The organism is Nocardiopsis aegyptia (genome assembly GCF_013410755.1).
GTDB lineage: Bacteria > Actinomycetota > Actinomycetes > Streptosporangiales > Streptosporangiaceae > Nocardiopsis > Nocardiopsis aegyptia.
On sequence record NZ_JACCFS010000001.1, the window covers coordinates 534,109 to 552,124 of the forward strand.

At 70.8% G+C, this 18,016-nt stretch carries 17 protein-coding genes; 13 read left to right on the forward strand and 4 right to left on the reverse strand.

All coding sequences use genetic code 11. The features are described from left to right. Window positions 1-63: 63 nt before the first annotated feature. Together HNR10_RS02515 and HNR10_RS02520 are read right to left on the reverse strand one after the other, a co-directional pair. Window positions 64-1,248 (reverse strand): NAD(P)/FAD-dependent oxidoreductase, encoded by a 1,185-nt coding sequence (locus HNR10_RS02515; protein WP_179820537.1) that lies wholly within the window; start codon window positions 1,246-1,248, stop codon window positions 64-66. Then, a complete protein-coding gene (locus tag HNR10_RS02520; RefSeq protein ID WP_179820539.1) occupies window positions 1,245-1,562 on the reverse strand; it encodes a bifunctional 3-phenylpropionate/cinnamic acid dioxygenase ferredoxin subunit in 318 nt (105 codons plus the stop codon). The genes HNR10_RS02515 and HNR10_RS02520 overlap by 4 nt, the downstream gene beginning before the upstream one ends. A gap of 133 nt (window positions 1,563-1,695) precedes the next feature. On the opposite strand from HNR10_RS02520, the gene HNR10_RS02525 reads away from it, so the two are divergent. From HNR10_RS02525 to HNR10_RS02550, 6 genes are all read left to right on the forward strand, one after another. Further along, entirely contained in the window at window positions 1,696-2,481 is a 786-nt protein-coding gene (locus HNR10_RS02525) for an IclR family transcriptional regulator (RefSeq protein WP_179820540.1), read from the forward strand. Between the two features lie 226 nt (window positions 2,482-2,707). Beyond that, window positions 2,708-3,961, forward strand: coding sequence for a serine hydroxymethyltransferase (locus HNR10_RS02530; protein WP_179829480.1), 1,254 nt, complete (start codon window positions 2,708-2,710; stop codon window positions 3,959-3,961). A 128-nt stretch (window positions 3,962-4,089) separates the two neighbouring features. After that, window positions 4,090-6,540, forward strand: a complete 2,451-nt coding sequence (locus HNR10_RS02535) for a GcvT family protein (RefSeq protein WP_179820542.1) — start codon at window positions 4,090-4,092, stop codon at window positions 6,538-6,540. Window positions 6,541-6,725: 185 nt separating this feature from the next. Continuing rightward, window positions 6,726-7,880, forward strand: coding sequence for an aromatic ring-hydroxylating oxygenase subunit alpha (locus HNR10_RS02540; protein ID WP_179829481.1), 1,155 nt, complete (start codon window positions 6,726-6,728; stop codon window positions 7,878-7,880). Beyond that, a complete protein-coding gene (locus HNR10_RS02545; RefSeq protein WP_246406018.1) occupies window positions 7,881-9,659 on the forward strand; it encodes a BCCT family transporter in 1,779 nt (592 codons plus the stop codon). Window positions 9,660-9,662: 3 nt separating this feature from the next. Then, window positions 9,663-11,987: an FdhF/YdeP family oxidoreductase gene (locus tag HNR10_RS02550; protein WP_179820544.1), complete on the forward strand. Its 2,325-nt coding sequence runs from the start codon at window positions 9,663-9,665 to the stop codon at window positions 11,985-11,987. 63 nt (window positions 11,988-12,050) lie between these two features. On the opposite strand, the gene HNR10_RS02555 is transcribed toward HNR10_RS02550, so the two are convergent. Continuing rightward, window positions 12,051-12,548 (reverse strand): ATP-binding protein, encoded by a 498-nt coding sequence (locus HNR10_RS02555; protein ID WP_179820545.1) that lies wholly within the window; start codon window positions 12,546-12,548, stop codon window positions 12,051-12,053. 176 nt (window positions 12,549-12,724) lie between these two features. Here HNR10_RS02555 and HNR10_RS02560 point away from each other — a divergent pair, with 176 nt between their 5' ends. Genes HNR10_RS02560 through HNR10_RS02570 form a run of 3 tightly spaced genes read left to right on the forward strand, consistent with a single transcriptional unit; the run spans window position 12,725 to window position 14,135 of the window. After that, window positions 12,725-13,552: a helix-turn-helix domain-containing protein gene (locus tag HNR10_RS02560; RefSeq protein ID WP_179820547.1), complete on the forward strand. Its 828-nt coding sequence runs from the start codon at window positions 12,725-12,727 to the stop codon at window positions 13,550-13,552. After that, a complete protein-coding gene (locus HNR10_RS02565) occupies window positions 13,545-13,727 on the forward strand; it encodes a DUF397 domain-containing protein (protein WP_179820548.1) in 183 nt (60 codons plus the stop codon). The genes HNR10_RS02560 and HNR10_RS02565 overlap by 8 nt, the downstream gene beginning before the upstream one ends. Window positions 13,728-13,757: 30 nt before the next feature. After that, window positions 13,758-14,135, forward strand: coding sequence for a hypothetical protein (locus HNR10_RS02570; protein ID WP_179820550.1), 378 nt, complete (start codon window positions 13,758-13,760; stop codon window positions 14,133-14,135). Window positions 14,136-14,166: 31 nt separating this feature from the next. Here the strand turns inward: HNR10_RS02570 and HNR10_RS02575 are convergent, their stop codons facing one another. Beyond that, the gene (locus tag HNR10_RS02575; RefSeq protein ID WP_179820551.1) at window positions 14,167-15,045 is read right to left on the reverse strand and encodes a LysR family transcriptional regulator; all 879 of its coding nucleotides are present in this window, start codon (window positions 15,043-15,045) and stop codon (window positions 14,167-14,169) included. A gap of 150 nt (window positions 15,046-15,195) precedes the next feature. Here HNR10_RS02575 and HNR10_RS31925 point away from each other — a divergent pair, with 150 nt between their 5' ends. The 4 genes from HNR10_RS31925 (at window position 15,196) to HNR10_RS02595 (ending at window position 18,016) form a co-directional block, all read left to right on the forward strand. Next, on the forward strand, window positions 15,196-15,558 hold the full coding sequence (locus HNR10_RS31925) for a YidH family protein (RefSeq protein ID WP_312889068.1): 363 nt from the start codon (window positions 15,196-15,198) through the stop codon (window positions 15,556-15,558). Window positions 15,559-15,560: 2 nt separating this feature from the next. After that, window positions 15,561-15,878, forward strand: a complete 318-nt coding sequence (locus tag HNR10_RS31645; protein ID WP_179820553.1) for a DUF202 domain-containing protein — start codon at window positions 15,561-15,563, stop codon at window positions 15,876-15,878. A gap of 107 nt (window positions 15,879-15,985) precedes the next feature. Then, a complete protein-coding gene (locus HNR10_RS02590) occupies window positions 15,986-16,906 on the forward strand; it encodes a LysR family transcriptional regulator (RefSeq protein ID WP_179820555.1) in 921 nt (306 codons plus the stop codon). 219 nt (window positions 16,907-17,125) lie between these two features. Further along, complete coding sequence (locus HNR10_RS02595; RefSeq protein ID WP_179820556.1) at window positions 17,126-18,016, forward strand: ABC transporter substrate-binding protein; 891 nt, start codon at window positions 17,126-17,128, stop codon at window positions 18,014-18,016.

Consider the following 18,016-nt stretch of genomic DNA (forward strand, 5'->3'; position numbering starts at 1 on the left):
CCGGGGCGCTGGGGGCATGTCGTCGGTGGGCGGTCCGCGCCGGGGCACGGACGGGTCGGAGGGTCAGGCCGGGACCGCGCCCGCCCGCAACTGGCGGCGCAGGCGGCCGAACTGCTTGGGGTTGTTCATCGCGAGCACGCCCACCGCGGTTCCCGCCCGGCGGTACTCCGCGACGAACCGGCGGTCGTGCGGCGAACCGTCGACGACGGTGACCTCGTCGGCGCCCGCGGGGTGTCCGGCGACCTGGAGGCGGGTCCCGTACTGGTCGGACCAGAAGTAGCCGGACGAGTGGTACTCCTGGATCGTGGTGCCCGCCAGGAGGTTGCGCACGGCGACGGCGGGCTGCTCGGAGGCGTTGGACCAGTGCTCGTGCCGCACCGGCCCGTCGGGGCCGTGGTAGCGGGCGACGTCGCCCACCGCGACGACGGAGGGGAACGCGGTGACGCAGCCGGCGTCGCACAGCACGCCGTTGTCGACGGGCAGGCCGGACCCGGCGAGCCACTCGGTGTTGGGCCGCATGCCGATACCGACCACCACGACGTCGGCGGGCAGGTGCGTGCCGTCGTCGAGGACCACGCCGGTGACGCGCTTCCACGGGCCGAAGCCCGTCGAGGTCAGGGACGCGACGCCCGCGCCGGTGCGCAGGTCCGCCCCGTGGTCGGTGTGCAGCGCCGCGCAGTGCGCGCCCATGGTCGCGCCGAGGACGCGGGCGAGCGGGGTCGTGGACGCCTCGACGACGGTCACGGGCAGCCCGAGGGTGCGGCAGGTCGAGGCGACCTCGGCGCCGATCCAGCCGGCGCCGATGACCACCACGCCCGCCGTACTGGCGTCCAGGTCGGCGCGCAGGGCCACCGCGTCGTCGAGCGTGCGCAGGGTGTGCACCCCCGCCAGGCCCTCCGCGCCGGGGAGCGGGCGGGCCCGGCCGCCGGTGGCGATGACGATGCCGTCCGCGACGACCTCCGTCCCGTCGGACAGGCGCACCGACCGCGCGGCGGGGTCGAGGGAGTCGGCCCGGACGCCCAGGTGCCATTCCGCGGCCAGCTCGTCGGTGTCGGCGGCGTCGGCCAGCCGCAGGTCCTCCGTCGCACAGGTGCCCGTGAGGTAGGCCTTCGACAGCGGCGGGCGGTCGTAGGGCCGGTGCGGCTCCTCGCCGATGACCGTGATCCGGCCGTCGAAACCCTGTGTCCTGAGTTCCTCCACGGCGCGCAGTCCCGCGAGCGAGGCCCCGACGACGGCAATGCTTCTCATACGACTGCCTCCTGGTTCTGCGGGACCACGTGGATCACGCCGTCCTGGATGGTGACTTCGTGGGTTCGGACCGGCTTCTTGGCCGGAGCGCCGGTGGGCATGCCCGTGCGCAGGTCGAAGCTCGCGGCGTGGAGCGGGCACTCGACGAAGCACCCTTCGAGCCATCCCTCGGAGAGGGAGGCGTCCTGGTGGCTGCAGGTGTCGTCGATGGCGTAGATCTCGCCGCCGGCGTTGAAGACCGCGATCGGGACTTCGCCGGGGATACGGACCGCTTCACCGTCGGGCAGGTCTGCGACGGCACATACTGGAATCATCACGACCTCTGTTGCGCTACGCGGAACAACTTGTTTTATACGCAACATTATGATGGGCATTGCAGGGATGCGGCGTCAAGGAGTGCGGGGCCGGATTTTTCAGTTTGTTGCGTCAATCGGTTACGGTTGCACCATGAGCAACTCGCAACACCCCACAGAACGCGAGCCCGCCCCCGTCCAGTCGGTCGACCGGGCCATCACCATCCTGGAACTCCTCGCGCGCACCGAGGCGGGGATCACGGAGATCGCCGCCGAGCTCGGCGTGCACAAGTCCACCGCGTCGCGGCTGGTCCACACCCTCAAGTCGAGACGCCTCGTGGAGCAGCACGGCGAACGCGGCAGATTCAGCCTCGGCATGGGCATGATGCGCTTCACCGGCGCCGTCGCCGGCCAGCTCGACATCGTCCAGATCGGTAACCCGGTCTGCGAGGAGCTGGCCGAGCGCCTGGGCGAGACGGTCAACGTCGCGGTCCTGGACGCGACGGACACCATCAACGTCAGCCAGGCACGGGGCTCCTCGGCCGTGGCGGCACAGAACTGGATCGGCCAGCGTACGCCGTCGCACGCCACGGCCAGCGGCAAGGCGCTCCTGGCGCTGGCCTCCCCCGACGAGCTGGACGACCTGCTCTCCGGAGAGCTCGTGTCCTACACCCCGCGCACCATCACCGACGCGGAGGAGCTGCGCGAGGTCCTGAAGAAGACGGCCGAGGACGGGTACGCCACCTGCTTCGAGGAGCTGGAACCGGGCCTGCACGCCATCGCCGTGCCCGTGGTCGGTCCGGGCGACGACGCGGTCGCGGCGATCAGCGCGGCCGGCCCGGCCTACCGGCTGTCGAAGAAGCGCATCCCCGAGGTCGTGGAGGAGCTGCGCCGGGGCGCGCGGGACCTGGCCGACCGGATGGCCTACCTGAGCCGCTGACGGCAGGGCGGTGGCCGCCCACCGGGCCGGCCGCCTTGTGCCGCCGCTGATATATCAAGAATCGATTAACTGACGATCAAGTGGCGCAGACTTCTCGGCCAGCTATTGACAGACCCATCGGTAGCCTCCAGTGTGGTCGAAATCGTGTTGTGCATCACGAACTTCGTTGCGCATAAAGCAACACAGGAAGGAAGTCCTCGTGACTCTCACTGCACCCTGTGGCCCGATCCTCGACCAGGCACTGAGCGAACTGGACCCCGAGGTGTCGGCCGCGGTGAACGCCGAACTGGCGCGCCAACGCGACACCCTGGAAATGATCGCCTCCGAGAACTTCGCCCCCCAGGCCGTCCTGGAGGCCCAGGGCACCGTCCTGACCAACAAATACGCCGAGGGCTACCCCGGCCGCCGCTACTACGGCGGCTGCGAGCACGTCGACGTCGTCGAACAGCTCGCCATCGACCGCGCCAAGGCCCTCTTCGGCGCCGAGCACGCCAACGTCCAACCGCACTCGGGCGCCCAGGCCAACACCGCCGTGTACTTCGCGCTCCTCAAGCCGGGCGACACCATCCTGGGCCTGGACCTGGCCCACGGCGGCCACCTCACCCACGGCATGCGCATCAACTACTCCGGCAAGATCCTCAACGCCGTGGCCTACCACGTACGCGAGGAGGACGGCACCGTCGACTACGACGAGGTCGCCGCCCTGGCCAAGGAGCACCAGCCCAAGATGATCGTCGCGGGCTGGTCCGCCTACCCGCGCCAACTCGACTTCGAGCGCTTCCGCCAGATCGCCGACGAGACCGGCGCCCTGCTCATGGTCGACATGGCCCACTTCGCCGGCCTGGTCGCCGCCGGGCTGCACCCCAACCCGGTGCCGTTCGCCGACGTGGTCACCACCACCACCCACAAGACCCTGGGCGGACCCCGCGGCGGCATGATCCTGGCCAAGGCCGCCCTGGGCAAGAAGATCAACTCCGCGGTCTTCCCCGGCATGCAGGGCGGCCCGCTGGAACACGTCATCGCCGCCAAGGCCGTCTCGTTCAAGGTCGCCGCGAGCCAGGCCTTCGCCGAACGCCAGCGCCGCACCGTGGCCGGCGCCAAGCTCCTCGCCGAGCGCCTGACCCGCCCCGACATGAGCGAGGCCGGAGTGAAGGTCCTCTCCGGGGGCACCGACGTGCACCTGGTCCTGGTGGACCTGGTGGACTCCCCCCTCAACGGCCAGGAGGCCGAGGACCGCCTGCACTCGGTCGGCATCACCGTCAACCGCAACGCGGTGCCCAACGACCCGCGCCCGCCCATGGTCACCTCCGGGCTGCGCATCGGCACCCCGGCCCTGGCCACCCGCGGCTTCTCCGAGGACGACTTCACCGAGGTCTCCGACGTCATCGCCGAGGCGCTCAAGCCCGAGTTCGACGCCGAGGCGCTGAGCGCACGCGTGCGCGCGCTCGCCGCCGAGCACCCGCTCTACCCCAACCTGTGACCGACCGCGGCCTCCCGCCCGGCACCGGTGACCAGCACCCACCACCATCGGCGGCGCCCAGGCGCCGCGACTCGACTGGATCCAGCGCGGGTTCGGACGCGCTACGACCACAGATCAGGAGAGCTTCCATGCCGACCCAACCACGCGTTGTGCTCATCGGGGCGGGCATCGTCGGCTGCGCACTGGCCGACGAGCTGACCGAGCGCGGGTGGACCAACGTCACCGTGCTCGAACAAGGGCCGCTGTTCGCCACCGGTGGGTCCAGTTCGCACGCGCCCGGCCTGGTGTACCAGACCGTGGGATGCAGGACCATGACGCAGCTGGCCAAGTACACGGTCGAGAAGTACACCGCCCTGACGCTGGACGACCAGTGGTGCTTCCAGCAGCTCGGCGGCCTGGAGGTGGCGACCACCCCGGAGCGCTGGGCCGACCTCAAGCGCCGGCACGGCTGGGCGACCGCGTGGGGCGTCGAGAGCCACCTGCGCGACCCCGGCGAGTGCGCCGAACTGCACCCGCTGCTGGACCCCGCCAAGATCCTGGGCGGGTTCCACATCCCCAGCGACGGACTGGCCAAGCCGGTGCGCGCGGGCGAGGCCCAGGCCCGGCGGGCGATCGACCGGGGGGCACGCTTCCTGGCCCACCACAAGGTGACCGGCATCGAACGCCACGGCGGGCGGGTCCGGGCCGTGGTCACCGAGCACGACACCTTCGCGGCCGACATCGTCGTCTCCTGCGTCGGCATGTGGGGCCCGCGGATCGGCCGCATGGTCGACCTCGACATCCCGCTGGTCCCCATGGCGCACCAGTACGTCAGGACCACGCCACTGCCGGTGCTCAAGGGCGTCAACGACGAGCTGCGCGAGATGTCCAAGCCGCTGCTGCGGCACCAGGAGGCCGGCCTCTACTTCCGCGAGCACGTCGACCGCATCGGTATCGGCGCCTACGAGCACCGCCCGATGCCGATCTCCGCCGACGACATCCTCGACCCCGGCGTCGCCCCGACCATGCCGTCGGAGCTGCCGTTCACCCCCGACGACTTCGACCAGTCCTGGAAGGACTCCGTCGACCTGCTGCCGTGCCTGGCCGACGCCGGGATCGACGAGGGGATCAACGGCCTGTTCTCCTTCACCCCGGACGGCAACCCCCTGCTCGGCGAGCACCCCGACCTCCAGGGGTTCTGGGTGGCCGAGGCGGTGTGGATCACGCACTCCGCGGGCGTGGCCAAGGCGATGGCGGAGTGGCTGGTCGACGGCCAGCCCGGCCTGGACCTGCACAACTGCGACCTCAACCGGTTCGAGGAGGTCGAGCGGGGGCCGGAGTACGTCCACCTGCGCAGCTGTCAGGCCTTCGACGAGGTCTACGACGTGCTGCACCCGTTGCAGCCCGCCGAGCACCCCCGTCCGCTGCGCACCAGCCCCTTCCACGAGCGCCAGGTCGAACTCGGAGCCGTGTTCCTGGAGGCGTCCGGCTGGGAGCGGCCGCAGTGGTACGAGGCCAACGCGGACCTGCCCGAGGTCGCGGAGATCCCCGAGCGGGGCGAGTGGGCCTCCCGGTACTGGTCGCCGATCGCGGGCGCCGAGGCGCTGGTGGCGCGCAAGCGGGTGGCGATGTTCGACATGACGCCGCTCAAGCGCCTGGAGGTGACCGGCCCCGAGGCGCTGACCTTCCTGCAGGCGATGACGACCAACCAGCTCGACCGCAAGGTGGGGGCGGTCGTCTACACCCTCATGCTCAACGAGGACGGCGGGATCCGCAGCGACCTCACCATCGCCCGGCTCGCCGAGGACCGCTTCCAGGTGGGCGCCAACGGGCCGATCGACCTCGACTGGCTGCGCCGCCACCTGCCCCGCAGCGGCACCGTCCAGCTGCGCGACATCACCGCGGGCACCTGCTGCATCGGACTGTGGGGACCGGCCGCCCGCGACCTCCTCCAGCCGCTGACCCGCGAGGACTTCTCGCACAAGGCGCTGGGCTACTTCAAGTCGAAGCAGGCCTTCATCGGCGACGTCCCGGTGACCGCGATGCGCCTGTCCTACGTCGGGGAGCTGGGCTGGGAGCTCTACACCACCGCCGACATGGGCCGCCGGCTGTGGGACACCCTCTGGGAGGCGGGACAGGAGCACGGCGTGATCGCCGCGGGCCGGGGCGCCTTCACCAGCATGCGGCTGGAGAAGGGCTACCGGGCCTGGGGATCGGACATGAGCACCGAACACGACCCCTACGAGGCCGGGGTCGGCTTCGCGGTGCGGATGAACAAGGGCTTCTTCCACGGGAGGAACGCCCTGAGGGGCCGCTCCGAGGAGACCGCCACGCGGCGGCTCACCTGCCTGACCATCGACGACCCGTACCAGGTCGTCATGGGGTCCGAGCCGGTCCGCGTGGACGGCGTGCCGGCCGGCTACGTCACCAGCGCGGCACGCGGCTACACCATCGGCAAGAACATCGCCTACGCGTGGCTGCCCGCGTCGGCCTCCGTGCCCGGCACGCCCGTCGAGATCGAGTACTTCGGCGAACGCGTCCCCGCGGTGGTGGCGGCCGAACCGCTCTTCGACCCCGACATGTCCCGCATCCGGTCGTGAGGCACGGCTCCACCGCATAGGACGCCGACGGCCCCGTCGGCGCCGGCCACCCGGGCGGCGGTGCCCGCCGCGCACCGCCCCCACCGAACACCCACCCCGGCTTCCTTCGACCACCGGCGCCCCGCGGCGCCGGCCTTCGGAGACCGCTCAGCACAGAGACGGAGTCAGCTTTGACCGAGAACCTCATGACCCCTCCGGCCGCCGGCGGGTCCGCACTGCCCGAGAGCCTGATCCCGACCCTGCCCGGGTCCACCTACACCGACCCGGGCGTCTTCGCCCGCGAACAGGACCGGATCTTCGAACGGATGTGGTTCTGCTCGGTCCGCGCGGCCGACCTGGCCAAGCCCGGTGACTTCCGCACCGTCCAGATCGGCCGCGAGAGCGTGCTCGTCACCCGTTCCAGGGACGGGTCGCTGCGCGCCTTCCTCAACATCTGCCGGCACCGGGGCGCCAAGCTCTGCACGGACGAGTCCGGCAGCGTCAAGCGCAACTTCCAGTGCCCGTACCACGCCTGGACCTACGGCCTGGACGGGAAGCTGGTCGCCGCGCCGAACCTGACCTCGATGCCCGACATCGACCGCACCGAGTACGGCCTCAAGCCGGTGCACCTGCGGGAGTGGCTCGGTTACGCGTGGCTGTGCCTGGCCCCGGAGCCGCCCTCGTTCGCCGACACCGTCCAGGCCGACGTCGTCGAGCGGCTGGGGTCGCTGGCGGCCGTCGACAACTACGAGGTCGACGAGCTGGAGCTCGGGCGCCGCATCACCTACGACGTCCAGGCCAACTGGAAGCTCATCATCGAGAACTTCATGGAGTGCTACCACTGCGCGACCATCCACCCCGAGCTGACCGAGGTCCTGCCCGAGTTCGCCGACGGCTACGCCGCGCAGTACTTCGTCGGGCACGGCGCGGCCTTCGGGGAGGACGTCTCCGGGTTCACCGTGGACGGCGGCGAGGGCTTCGACCGGCTGTCCGGGGTGGACTCCGACCAGGACCGCAAGTACTACGCCATCACCGTCCGACCGCAGGTCTTCATCAACCTGGTGCCCGACCACGTGATCGTGCACCGCATGTTCCCGCTGTCCGCCGACCGCACGATCGTCGAGTGCGACTGGCTGTACAGCAAGGACGTCGTGGCCTCCGGCCGCGACGTCTCGCGCTCCGTCGAACTGTTCCACCGGGTCAACCAGCAGGACTTCGACGCCTGTGAGCGCTGCCAGCCCGCGATGTCCTCGCGGGCCTACGCCGACGGCGGTGTCCTCGTTCCCTCGGAGCACCACATCGGCGCGTTCCACGAGTGGGTGCAGCAAGCACTCACTCCTGACAAGGATGGTGACGAGTAGATGATCACTGCCCCCCGGGTCTTCTGGCCCTCGGTGATCCTGGTGACCGCGTTCGTGGCGGCCGCGGTGTTCTTCACCGACGCCGTGTCCGCCGCGGTCACCGCCCTTCAGAACACCGTGATCGGCACGTTCGGGTGGTACTACATCCTGATCGTGTGCGCGTTCGTGGTGTTCTCCGTCCGCGTCGGCCTCGGCCGGTTCGGCGACATCAAGCTCGGCCCCGACGACGAGGAGCCCGAGTTCCGGCTCAGCACGTGGTTCTCGATGCTGTTCGCCGCGGGGATGGGCATCGGCCTGGTCTTCTGGGGCGTCGCGGAGCCGCTGAACCACTACGCCTCCCCCAAGCCGGGCGTCGAGGGCACCCCCCACGACCTCGCCCAGCAGTCGCTGGTGCAGACGTTCCTGCACTGGGGCCTGCACCCGTGGGCGATCTACGTGGTCGTCGGCCTGGCCATCGCCTACGCCATCCACCGCAAGAACCGCCCGGTGTCGATCCGCTGGGCGCTGGAACCGGTGCTGGGCAAGGAACGGGTGAGCGGCTGGGCCGGCGACCTGATCGACATCATCGCGGTCGTGGGAACCCTGTTCGGTGTGGCCACCTCGCTGGGCCTCGGCGTCCTGCAGATCGCCTCCGGACTCGACTTCCTCGGGCTCGTCAGTGACCCCGGGAACTGGACGTACATCGTCCTCATCGGCGCGATCACCGCGCTGGCGATCTTCTCGGTGACCACCGGCGTCAAGCGCGGGATCAAGTGGCTGTCCCAGATCAACATGGGGCTCGCCGCCGTGCTGCTGCTCATCGTGCTGGTGACGGGTCCGACGCTGTTCGTCTTCCGGGAGTTCGTGCAGTCGATCGGTCTGTACTTCCAGAACCTGCTCCGGCTGAGCTTCGACACCAGCGCTCTGGAGGGCGCGGACGGCGCCCAGTGGCAGGGCTGGTGGACGACCTTCTACTGGGGCTGGTGGATGTCCTGGGCGCCGTTCGTCGGCGTGTTCATCGCCCGGATCTCCCGCGGGCGCACCGTGCGCGAGTTCGTGACCGGCGTCCTGCTGGTGCCCACGGCGGTCACGTTCCTGTGGCTCACCGTGTTCGGCGGCAGCGCCCTGTACCGCGAGGTGTTCGGCTCCGGCGGCGGCGTCGCGGCGGACGGGACGGTGGACACCGAGTCCGCCCTGTTCTCCCTGCTCGGCGAACTGCCGGGAGGCACCCTGCTGGTCGCGGGCGGGGTCGTCCTCATCGTGCTGTTCTTCGTGACCTCGTCGGACTCCGGTTCGCTCGTGGTCGACATGCTGGCCTCCGGGGGCAACCCCGAGACCCCGGTGTGGAGCCGGGTGTTCTGGGCGACGGCCGAGGGCGTGGTGGCCATCGCCCTGCTGCTCGCGGGCGGGCTGAACGCGCTCCAGGTCGGAGCGATCCTCATCGCCCTGCCCTTCAGCGTCGTCATGCTGGTGATGTGCGTGGCGACGTGGAAACAGCTCGCGGAGGAGCGTACCCGCCAGATCCGGGCCCAGCGCCGGCTGGAGCGCGAGAAGCTCACCGAGCAGGTGTCACAGAACCTGCTGGAGGGCGACGAGTTCACCGAGCAGGTCTCCCAGCACCTATTGGAGGGTGACGACTTCACCGACCAGGTCTCGCAGAACCTGATCGAGGAGGGCTGGACCGAGCCGAACGGCGGCCCGAACGGTGGTCCGAACGGCACGGCGCCCGGCGGAGCCCCGCCCGCCGACGCGACGGCCGCCGGGGCCGCGCCCGCCGGAACCGTCGAGGACAAGGTGTAACGCATGGTCGAGCGCGCTTCCGAGCACGACGTGGACGAGGACGCGCTGCGCGTCGGTGAGCCCGGCCGGGCCGCGGCCGGGCTCACCGGGGTGATAGTCTCCCTCCATCGCAGCAGGGAACAGATGGGCCTCGGCCGGACCATGCGGACGCTGCCGCTGGTCAACCAGCGGGCGGGGTTCGACTGCCCCGGCTGCGCGTGGCCGGACCCGCGGGCCGCCGACGGCGACCGGCGCAAGCCCGCCGAGTTCTGTGAGAACGGCGCCAAGGCGGTCGCGGAGGAGGCCACGACCCGCCGGGCGGGTCCCGACTTCTTCGCCCGGCACCCGGTCGCCGAGCTGGCCGGACGCACCGACCACTGGCTGGGACGGCAGGGCCGGCTGACCGAGCCGATGGTCCTGCGCGAGGGCGACACCCACTACCGGCCGATCGGGTGGGCGGAGGCCTTCGACGTCGTCGCCGAGCACCTGAACGCGCTCGGCTCCCCCGACGAGGCGGCCTTCTACACCTCGGGTCGCACCGGCAACGAGGCGGCGTTCGCCTACCAGCTGATGGTGCGGTGCTTCGGGACCAACAACCTGCCCGACTGCTCGAACATGTGCCACGAGTCCTCGGGGATGGCGCTGAACGAGACCATCGGGATCGGTACCGGCTCGGTGTCGCTGTCCGACGTGGAGCACGCGGACCTGGTCCTGGTGCTGGGGCAGAACCCGGGCACCAACCACCCGCGCATGCTGGCGTCACTGGAGAAGGTCAAGGACCGCGGCGGGCGGATCGTGGCGGTCAACCCGCTGCCGGAGGCCGGGCTGCTCCGGTTCAAGAACCCGCAGCGGGCGAGCGGGATCGTGGGCCGGGGCACGGCGCTGGCGGACGAGTTCGCGCAGATCCGCATCGGCGGCGACCTGGCGCTGCTGCGTGCCCTGACCGGGCTGCTGGTGCTCGCCGAGGACGCCGCGCCGGGCACGGTGCTCGACCGGGACTTCATCGAGGCGCACACGCACGGCTTCGACGAGTTCGCGCGCGGGGCCCGGCACATCGACTGGGCGGCGACCGAACGGGCGACCGGGCTCGCCAGGGCGCAGGTCGAGCGGATCGCGCGCATGCTGATCGAATCCGAGCGCACGGTCGTGTGCTGGGCGATGGGCCTGACCCAGCAGCGGCAGGGGGTGGCGACCATCAGGGAGGCCGTCAACCTGGTGCTGCTGCGGGGCATGATCGGCAAGCCGGGGGCCGGGGTGTGCCCGGTGCGCGGGCACTCCAACGTGCAGGGCGACCGGACCATGGGCATCTACGAGAAGATGCCGGAGCCGTTCCTGCGGGCCCTGGAACGCGAGTTCGGGGTCGAGGTGCCGCGTGCGCACGGCCTGGACACCGTCGAGACGCTGCACGGCATGCACGAGGGCCGTGTGCGGGTGCTCTTCGCGATGGGCGGGAACTTCGCGGCGGCCACCCCGGACACCGAGGCCACCGAGCGGGCGCTGCGCGGCTGCGACCTGACCGTGCACGTGTCGACCAAGCTCAACCGGTCGCACGTCGTCCCGGGGCGGACCGCGCTGATCCTGCCCGCGCTCGGCCGCACCGAGCGGGACGTGCAGGAGTCGGGGGAACAGTTCGTCACCGTCGAGGACTCGATGTCGGTGGTGCACGCCTCCCGGGGCCGGCTGCGCCCCGCGGGCGGGCGGCTGCTGTCGGAGGTGGCGATCGTCGCCCGCCTGGCCCGCCGGCTGCTCGGCGAGGACCACCCGGTGCGCTGGGAGGAGTTCGAGCGCGACTACGACACCGTCCGCGACCACATCGCGCGGGTGGTGCCGGGCTGCGCGGACTACAACCGGCGGGTGCGCGAGCCGGACGGGTTCGTGATGCCGCATCCGCCCCGCGACTCGCGCACCTTCCCGACCGCCACCGGCCGGGCGAACCTCACCGTCAACGTCCCGGAGCCGATCGAGGTCCCCGCCGGGCGGCTGCTGCTCCAGACACTGCGCAGCCACGACCAGTACAACACCACGGTCTACGGGCTCTCCGACCGCTACCGGGGGATCGAGAACGCGCGGCGCGTGGTGCTGGTCAACGACGACGACATCGCCTCGCTCGGCTTCACCGACGGGGACCTGGTCGACCTGGTCTCGGAGTGGAAGGACCCGCGGGCCGGGGACGAGGAGCGCCGGGCCGCCCGGTTCCGGATCGTGTCCTATCCGACGGCCCGGGGGTGCGCCGCCGCCTACTTCCCCGAGGCGAACGCGCTGGTGCCGCTCGGCGCGGTCGCCGAGGGCTCCAACACCCCGGTCTCCAAGGCCGTCGTCATCCGCCTGGAGGCCGCCGCCGGAGCCTAGGCCGCGCAGGACGACCTCCGACGGGGCGGTGCCGCTCGGGCGGCACCGCCCCGGCACCGGGGCTCACGGGCGCGGACGCGGCCGCCCCGAACGGTCGAAGGCGGCACGCACGGTCACAGGGCCGCCCTCACCACCGGTGAAGTCCCAGTACAGGGCCATGGCATCCACCAGAGCCAGGCCGTATCCGCCCTCCGCCAAGGCGGGTTCCCGTTTCTCCACACCGGCCCCGGCGCGGACCTCGGGAACGGTGATCCCCCCGCCCGGGCGGGCACCTTCGTCGGTGACGCGGAGGAGGAAGAGACGCTCGCGGCGCTCGATCTCGATCCTCACCCGGCCGCTGAGAAGCCCCGAGGCCGAGTGCTTCAGGGCGTTGGTGTGCAGCTCGGCCAGCGACACCACCAGGGGATGGGCCAGGCACGGCGTCGTCCTGGTGGCCTGCATCGCCCATCGGCGCGCGATCCGCACATGCTGCGGATCGGCTCCGCACACCAGGCCACTCGTATCCGGATCCGCGTATCGGATACGCCTGGGCAGATCGAGAGCGCGCACAGCCGAATCCATGGCTTCCACCTCATCCTTTTTCGCTTGGTTTTCCGTGAGCGGACCCGCAACGAAAAGGATGTGTCCTGCCTGGTCACCGCGTGAAGTCCGGTCGGAGAGTCACCGAATATTCCACGGGGCTTTGGAATTCTGTGGAAGCCCCCACCGGGTATGAACCTTTGTGGTCCCATGGCGACATGCACACAGACGAACGCGCCCTTCGTTCCTTCGGTCGGGAACTGCGCAGGCTGCGCGTGGAATCCGAGCTCACCCAACAGGCCCTGGCCAGGCGGGTGAGCCAGCGCGGCACCGCCATCAGCGACTCGCATGTGTCCGATATCGAGAATGGCCGGGCGTTGGCCCGGCCGTGGCTGCGTAAGTTCCTCGATGCGGTGTTGGAGAGCGACGGGAGGTTGGAGAGGCTCTGGGAGGAGCTGACCGGCTCCGGGCGCCAGGTGTGGCTCCACGAGGTCACCAAGCGCACCCACGCCGCCGACGCCCTGTTCGAGTACCAGCCGCTCGTGTTCCCGGGGTACCTCCAGACCCTTGACTACTCGTACGCGCTCGTTCGCTACGGGGCGCCGTGGCTCTCCCAGGAGCAGGTCCTCGCACTCGCCAAGGAGAGGAATGATCGCGCGAAGCGCATGGCCGAATCCGCGTCTCCGGTGATCTGGCTGATCATCGACCAGAGCGTGCTCTGGCGCCGCTACGGATCCCCTCACGTCCAGCGCGACCAACTGGCGTACGTGGCCCACGAGATCGGGCGTGAGCGTGTCACCGTTCAGATGCTCCCGGTGCGGGCTCCACGCCATGCGGGAACCTCGGGACCGCGGCGGATCATCACCACGGCGGACGAACCAGAGGTGGTGTACATGGAATCGGCTGAGGAGGGCCGCATCATCTCCGGCTCGGCCGACATCGCCCGGAGCCGTATGGTGTTCACTGCTCTCCAGGGGGCCGCCAGGGACCCACAGGAGACGCTGCAAGCCATCCATGACGAAATGAAGGCGATCGACGATGAGTGACTGGCACAAGAGCAGTTACAGCGGCGGAACCAACGAGTGTGTCGAGGTCCGCGAGCACAGCGCCGGAGCGGACGTGCGCGACACCCGGAACCGCGAGTCGGGACACCTGACCTTCCTCGGTTCCGAATGGCGCGCCTTCGTCGACGCGCTGCACTCCCCGGGCTTGATCGAGTGAAGTGATGGATGGAAGTGGCGGTGGTGACGGATGACTCGGGCCGAAGAGTGGTTCGCCCTCGACCTCGTCGAGAACTTCCCACCGCTCGGAGAGAATATCGACTTCTACTACGACGGCCCGGAGGCCTTTCTCGCGCACGTGTTCTTCGGGATCGAAGTGACACGCGAGGTGGTCGCCGCCTATGTCGCGGACATCAGCGGCCAACCGATCGAGGGCGGGCTCGACTGGCGCGGAGTGCTCAGTTTCCTCGATCGCTGCCTGCGCGCCGGGGACAGGGCCGTGGGGACCGTGATCGGCACGTCGTTCCTGTTCCAGCTTCCCACGCCCGGTCAGGCGGGCCATGGCATCGTGGACGAGTTGGACGGCGAGCTGGCCCGACTCTTCGAGGTGGTGAGGCCGAACGGCTGACCACCGGCGAGTAGGGGCGCCCGGCCCGAACTCACCGGCACGCCCGGCGGGCGAGGTCGGCGAAGGCGCGGGCGGCGGGCGACATCGGGCCGCCGCGGTGGCACAGGGCGATCCGGCGCGGCAGGCGCGGTCGCAGCGGGCGCACGACCGCGCCGAGGGCGTGCGCGACGCGGGCGAGGGGTTCGGGGAAGATCGAGACGCCCGCCCCGGCCACCACCAGGTGGACGCCGGTCTCCCTCCGGCCGACCTCGATGGCGGGTTCGGCCTCCCGGCCGTGTTCGTCGGCCCACCGCTCGACGAGGTCGCGGGCGAGCGTTCCCTTGGTCCCGGTGATGAGCCCGTGCCCCAGGAGTTCGCCGATGCCGATCGGCTCGTCGGTGCGTGCGCTGTCCGGCGGCAGGACGGCCAGGAGTTCCTGGTCGAGCAGGTACTCCGTCTCCAGCTCTCCCGCGGTGTCGCGGAACTGGTCCAGGAAGCCGAGTTCCGCGCGGCCGGTGCGGACCAGTTCGCCCACCGCGGCGGCCTCCTCCGGTTGGGAGATGGCGATCCGCACCCGCGGGAACCGCGTGCGGAAGTCGGCCAGGACCGGGGCGAAGGGCTGCAGTGTGAGGGCGGGCAGCATCGCGAGTTCGAGCCTGCCACCGGCGAGTCCGCGCACGTCCTGGACCGCGGACCGGGCGGTGGCCAGGTCGCGGACGACCTGGCGAGCCGGCGCCAGCAGGGCCTCCCCCGCGCTGGTGAGGCGGACCCCGCGCGGGATCCGGTCGAACAGGGGCGTGCCGAGGTCGCGTTCGAGCTGGCGGACGCCCTGGGACAGGGAGGGCTGGGAGACGCGCAGTGCGGCCGCCGCCGCGGTGATGCCCTGGTGGTCGACGACGGCGAGGAAGTACTCCAGTTGGCGGCGTTCCATGCGGCGGAGCCTAGGGCAGCGGCCGGCCATCGGCATAGGCGATGCCTATGGATCTCTGAGATATTTCCTCTTTGCGCTCTGGATCGCGGTGCGGTTTCATCGCCGCATGAGTGCGAGGACCGCTGTGGAGACCACCCGCGAGGGCGCCCGGTGAGGGTGCGGTCGCGACCGGGCAGGACCGAGGCCGGAACGGAGCCGGACTACCGGTTCTCCCTGGCCAACGAGCGCACGTTCCTGGCGTACGTGCGCACGGCGCTGGCGCTGGACGCCGGCGGCCTGGCCGTGGCGCACCTGTTCGACGGGGCAGGCACCGAGCGGTTGGGGCAGGCCGCGGGCGCCGGGCTGATCGCGCTGGGCGTGCTGGTCGCGGTCGCGGGGTACCGGCGCTGGCGGGTCAACCAGCACGCGATGCGGATGGGGCGGGCGCTGCCGAGGACCTCGATGGGGCTGGTGCTCACCGCTGTCGTCGGGCTGGTGTCCGCGGTCGCGGTCGCCCTCGTGCTGGCGGTCTAGCCGTGTCGGACCGGCCGGTCGCCGACCCGGGTGTGCAGTTGGAGCGCACCACACTCTCCTGGCAGCGCACCGCCCTGCTCCTGGCGGTCAACGCCGCGCTCGTGCTCAGGACGGCGGTGGACGGCGACCTGCTCGCGCTGTGCGGCGGCCTCGTGGTCCTGGTGATGGCCCTGGCCCTGTGGGTCCTGCCGCTGCGCTCCTACCGGCGGCTCGCCGGCCGCACCGTCCCGAGCACGTTCGGCGGGCGCCGCGCGGTACCGCTCACCGTCGCGGCCGTGGCGGTGGCGAGCCTCGTCGCCGCGGCGGCCGTCGTCCTCTGACACCGCGCGCCGCCCCGGAAAAGGAATGTGTTGATTCTCTCGACGGAGAACGCTCCGTCGATTCCCGATACTGTGGAGGAATCGCGCGTCCGGAGCAGGGGGTATTCGTGGAACGCAGGCATCTGGAGTGTTTTCTCGCCGTGGCGAGCCACGGCAGCTTCACGAGTGCCGCGCATTCCCTGCGTATCGCACAGCCCTCGCTTTCGCACACCATCCGGACGCTGGAACGCGACATCGGCGCTCCGGTGTTCCGCCGCCTCGGCCGCGGTGTGGTGCTGACACCGGTCGGTGAGGCACTGATGGAGCCGGCCCGGCAGGTGCTGCACGGCTTCACGAAGGTGCACAACGCGGCGGAGCAGGTCACCGGGCTCGCGTCCGGCCGACTGGAGATCGTCGCGGTCACGACCCTGGCCGTGGACCCGCTCGCGTCGTTCGTCGGAGCGTTCCGGAGCCGCTTCCCGGGGATCGAGTTCAACGTCGTGGACCCGGAGAACGCCGCCGCGGTGGTGGACCTGGTCCGCCGCGGCCGGTGCGAGCTCGGGCTCACCGAGCAGGGCGTCTCCACCACCGGCATGCGGGTGATCGAGCTTCCCGAACAGGAGGTGCTGGCCGTCCTCCCGCCCACGGCCCCCAGGCCGGCCTCCGGCGCGCTCACCGTGCCCGAACTGGCCGCGCTCGACCTCATCACCACGCCCAAGGGCACCACGACGAGGATCGTCCTCGACGACGTGCTCGCGCTGGCGGGCGCGCCGCCGCGCATCGCGGTCGAGATCACCCACCGCGCCGCCATCGTCCCCCTGGTCCTGGCCGGGGCGGGCGCGGCCCTGCTGCCGACCGGTCTGGCCAGCGACGCGGCTGCGCTGGGCGCCGTGGTCCTGCGCATCGACCCCCCGGTGGCCCGGCACGGTGTGCTCGTCCGGCCGCCCGGCCGGCTGTCCCCCGCCGCCGAGGCGTTCGTGGACGTGGTGACGCACTGGCCGCGGGACGCCGACACCGCGCACGGCACCGGCGGGGGCACCCGGCCATAGAAGGCGTCTATGGCAGCCGTCCGGCATCGCTCTAGCTGGTCACCGGGAATTCATTGACCTCCGCTTATGGGCGTGCAACCGTTTATTGCACCGACAAATAAACGCCATCCGCGCCCGGTTCGACGAATTCGAAAGGGCGGCCCATGGACCGATGGAAAGGGACGCCACATTCATCTCAGAGCGCAAATAATCACATCTTCCTTCTGTGCATCGAGCCTGTTGTTCGCCACGGCGTGCGGCGCCCAGGGAATCGAGCAGGACGTTGCCGGCGGGGAGGAGGTCCTCCTCGTACAGCAGCCGTGGGAGGACCTGGTCGTCGAGAACGAGATCGTCCGTCAGGTCCTGGAGGAGAACGGCTACGAGGTGACCGTGCAGGAGGTGTCCGTCCCCATCGGCGCGCAGGCGCTCGCCGACGGCAGCGTGGACGCCTACCTGGGCAACTGGTGGCCCAGCCAGGAGCCGGTCTTCTCCGACCACCTGGACTCCGGGGACATCGAGGTCCTCGGAACGCTCATGACGGGCACGACCTACGCGCCCGCGGTCCCCGCCTACGTCGCCGAGGAGCACGGCGTGCGCTCACTGGCCGACCTGGACGGGAACCGCGACCTGTTCGGCGGGGAGTTCATCGGCATCGAGGCCGGGACCCCGGGCAACGAGTACATCCTCGACGCGATCGGGGACGACGCCTACGGGCTCGGCGACTGGGAACTCGTGCAGTCGAGTTCCGCCGCCATGCTGGGCGAGGTCGAACGCCGCGCGGACGAGCAGGAGCCGGTCGTGTTCCTGGGCTGGGAACCGCACTGGATGAACGTGCAGTGGGACCTCGTCTACCTGGAGGATCCCGAAGAGGTGTGGCCCGGCGCCGGCGAGATCCGCGTCCTCACGCGTGCGGGATTCGAGTCCGACAACCCGGACGTCGCGCGCTTCCTCTCCCAGATGGAGGTCGACACCGCGACCGCGTCCGCGTGGATCAACCGGCTGAGCAAGGACGGCGACCCCGTCGAGACCGTCGCACAGGAGTGGATCGCGCAGAACACCGACGAGGTCGAGGCGTGGCTCGACGGGGTCGAGACCGCCGACGGGCAGCCCGCGGAGGTGTCCGGTGCCTGA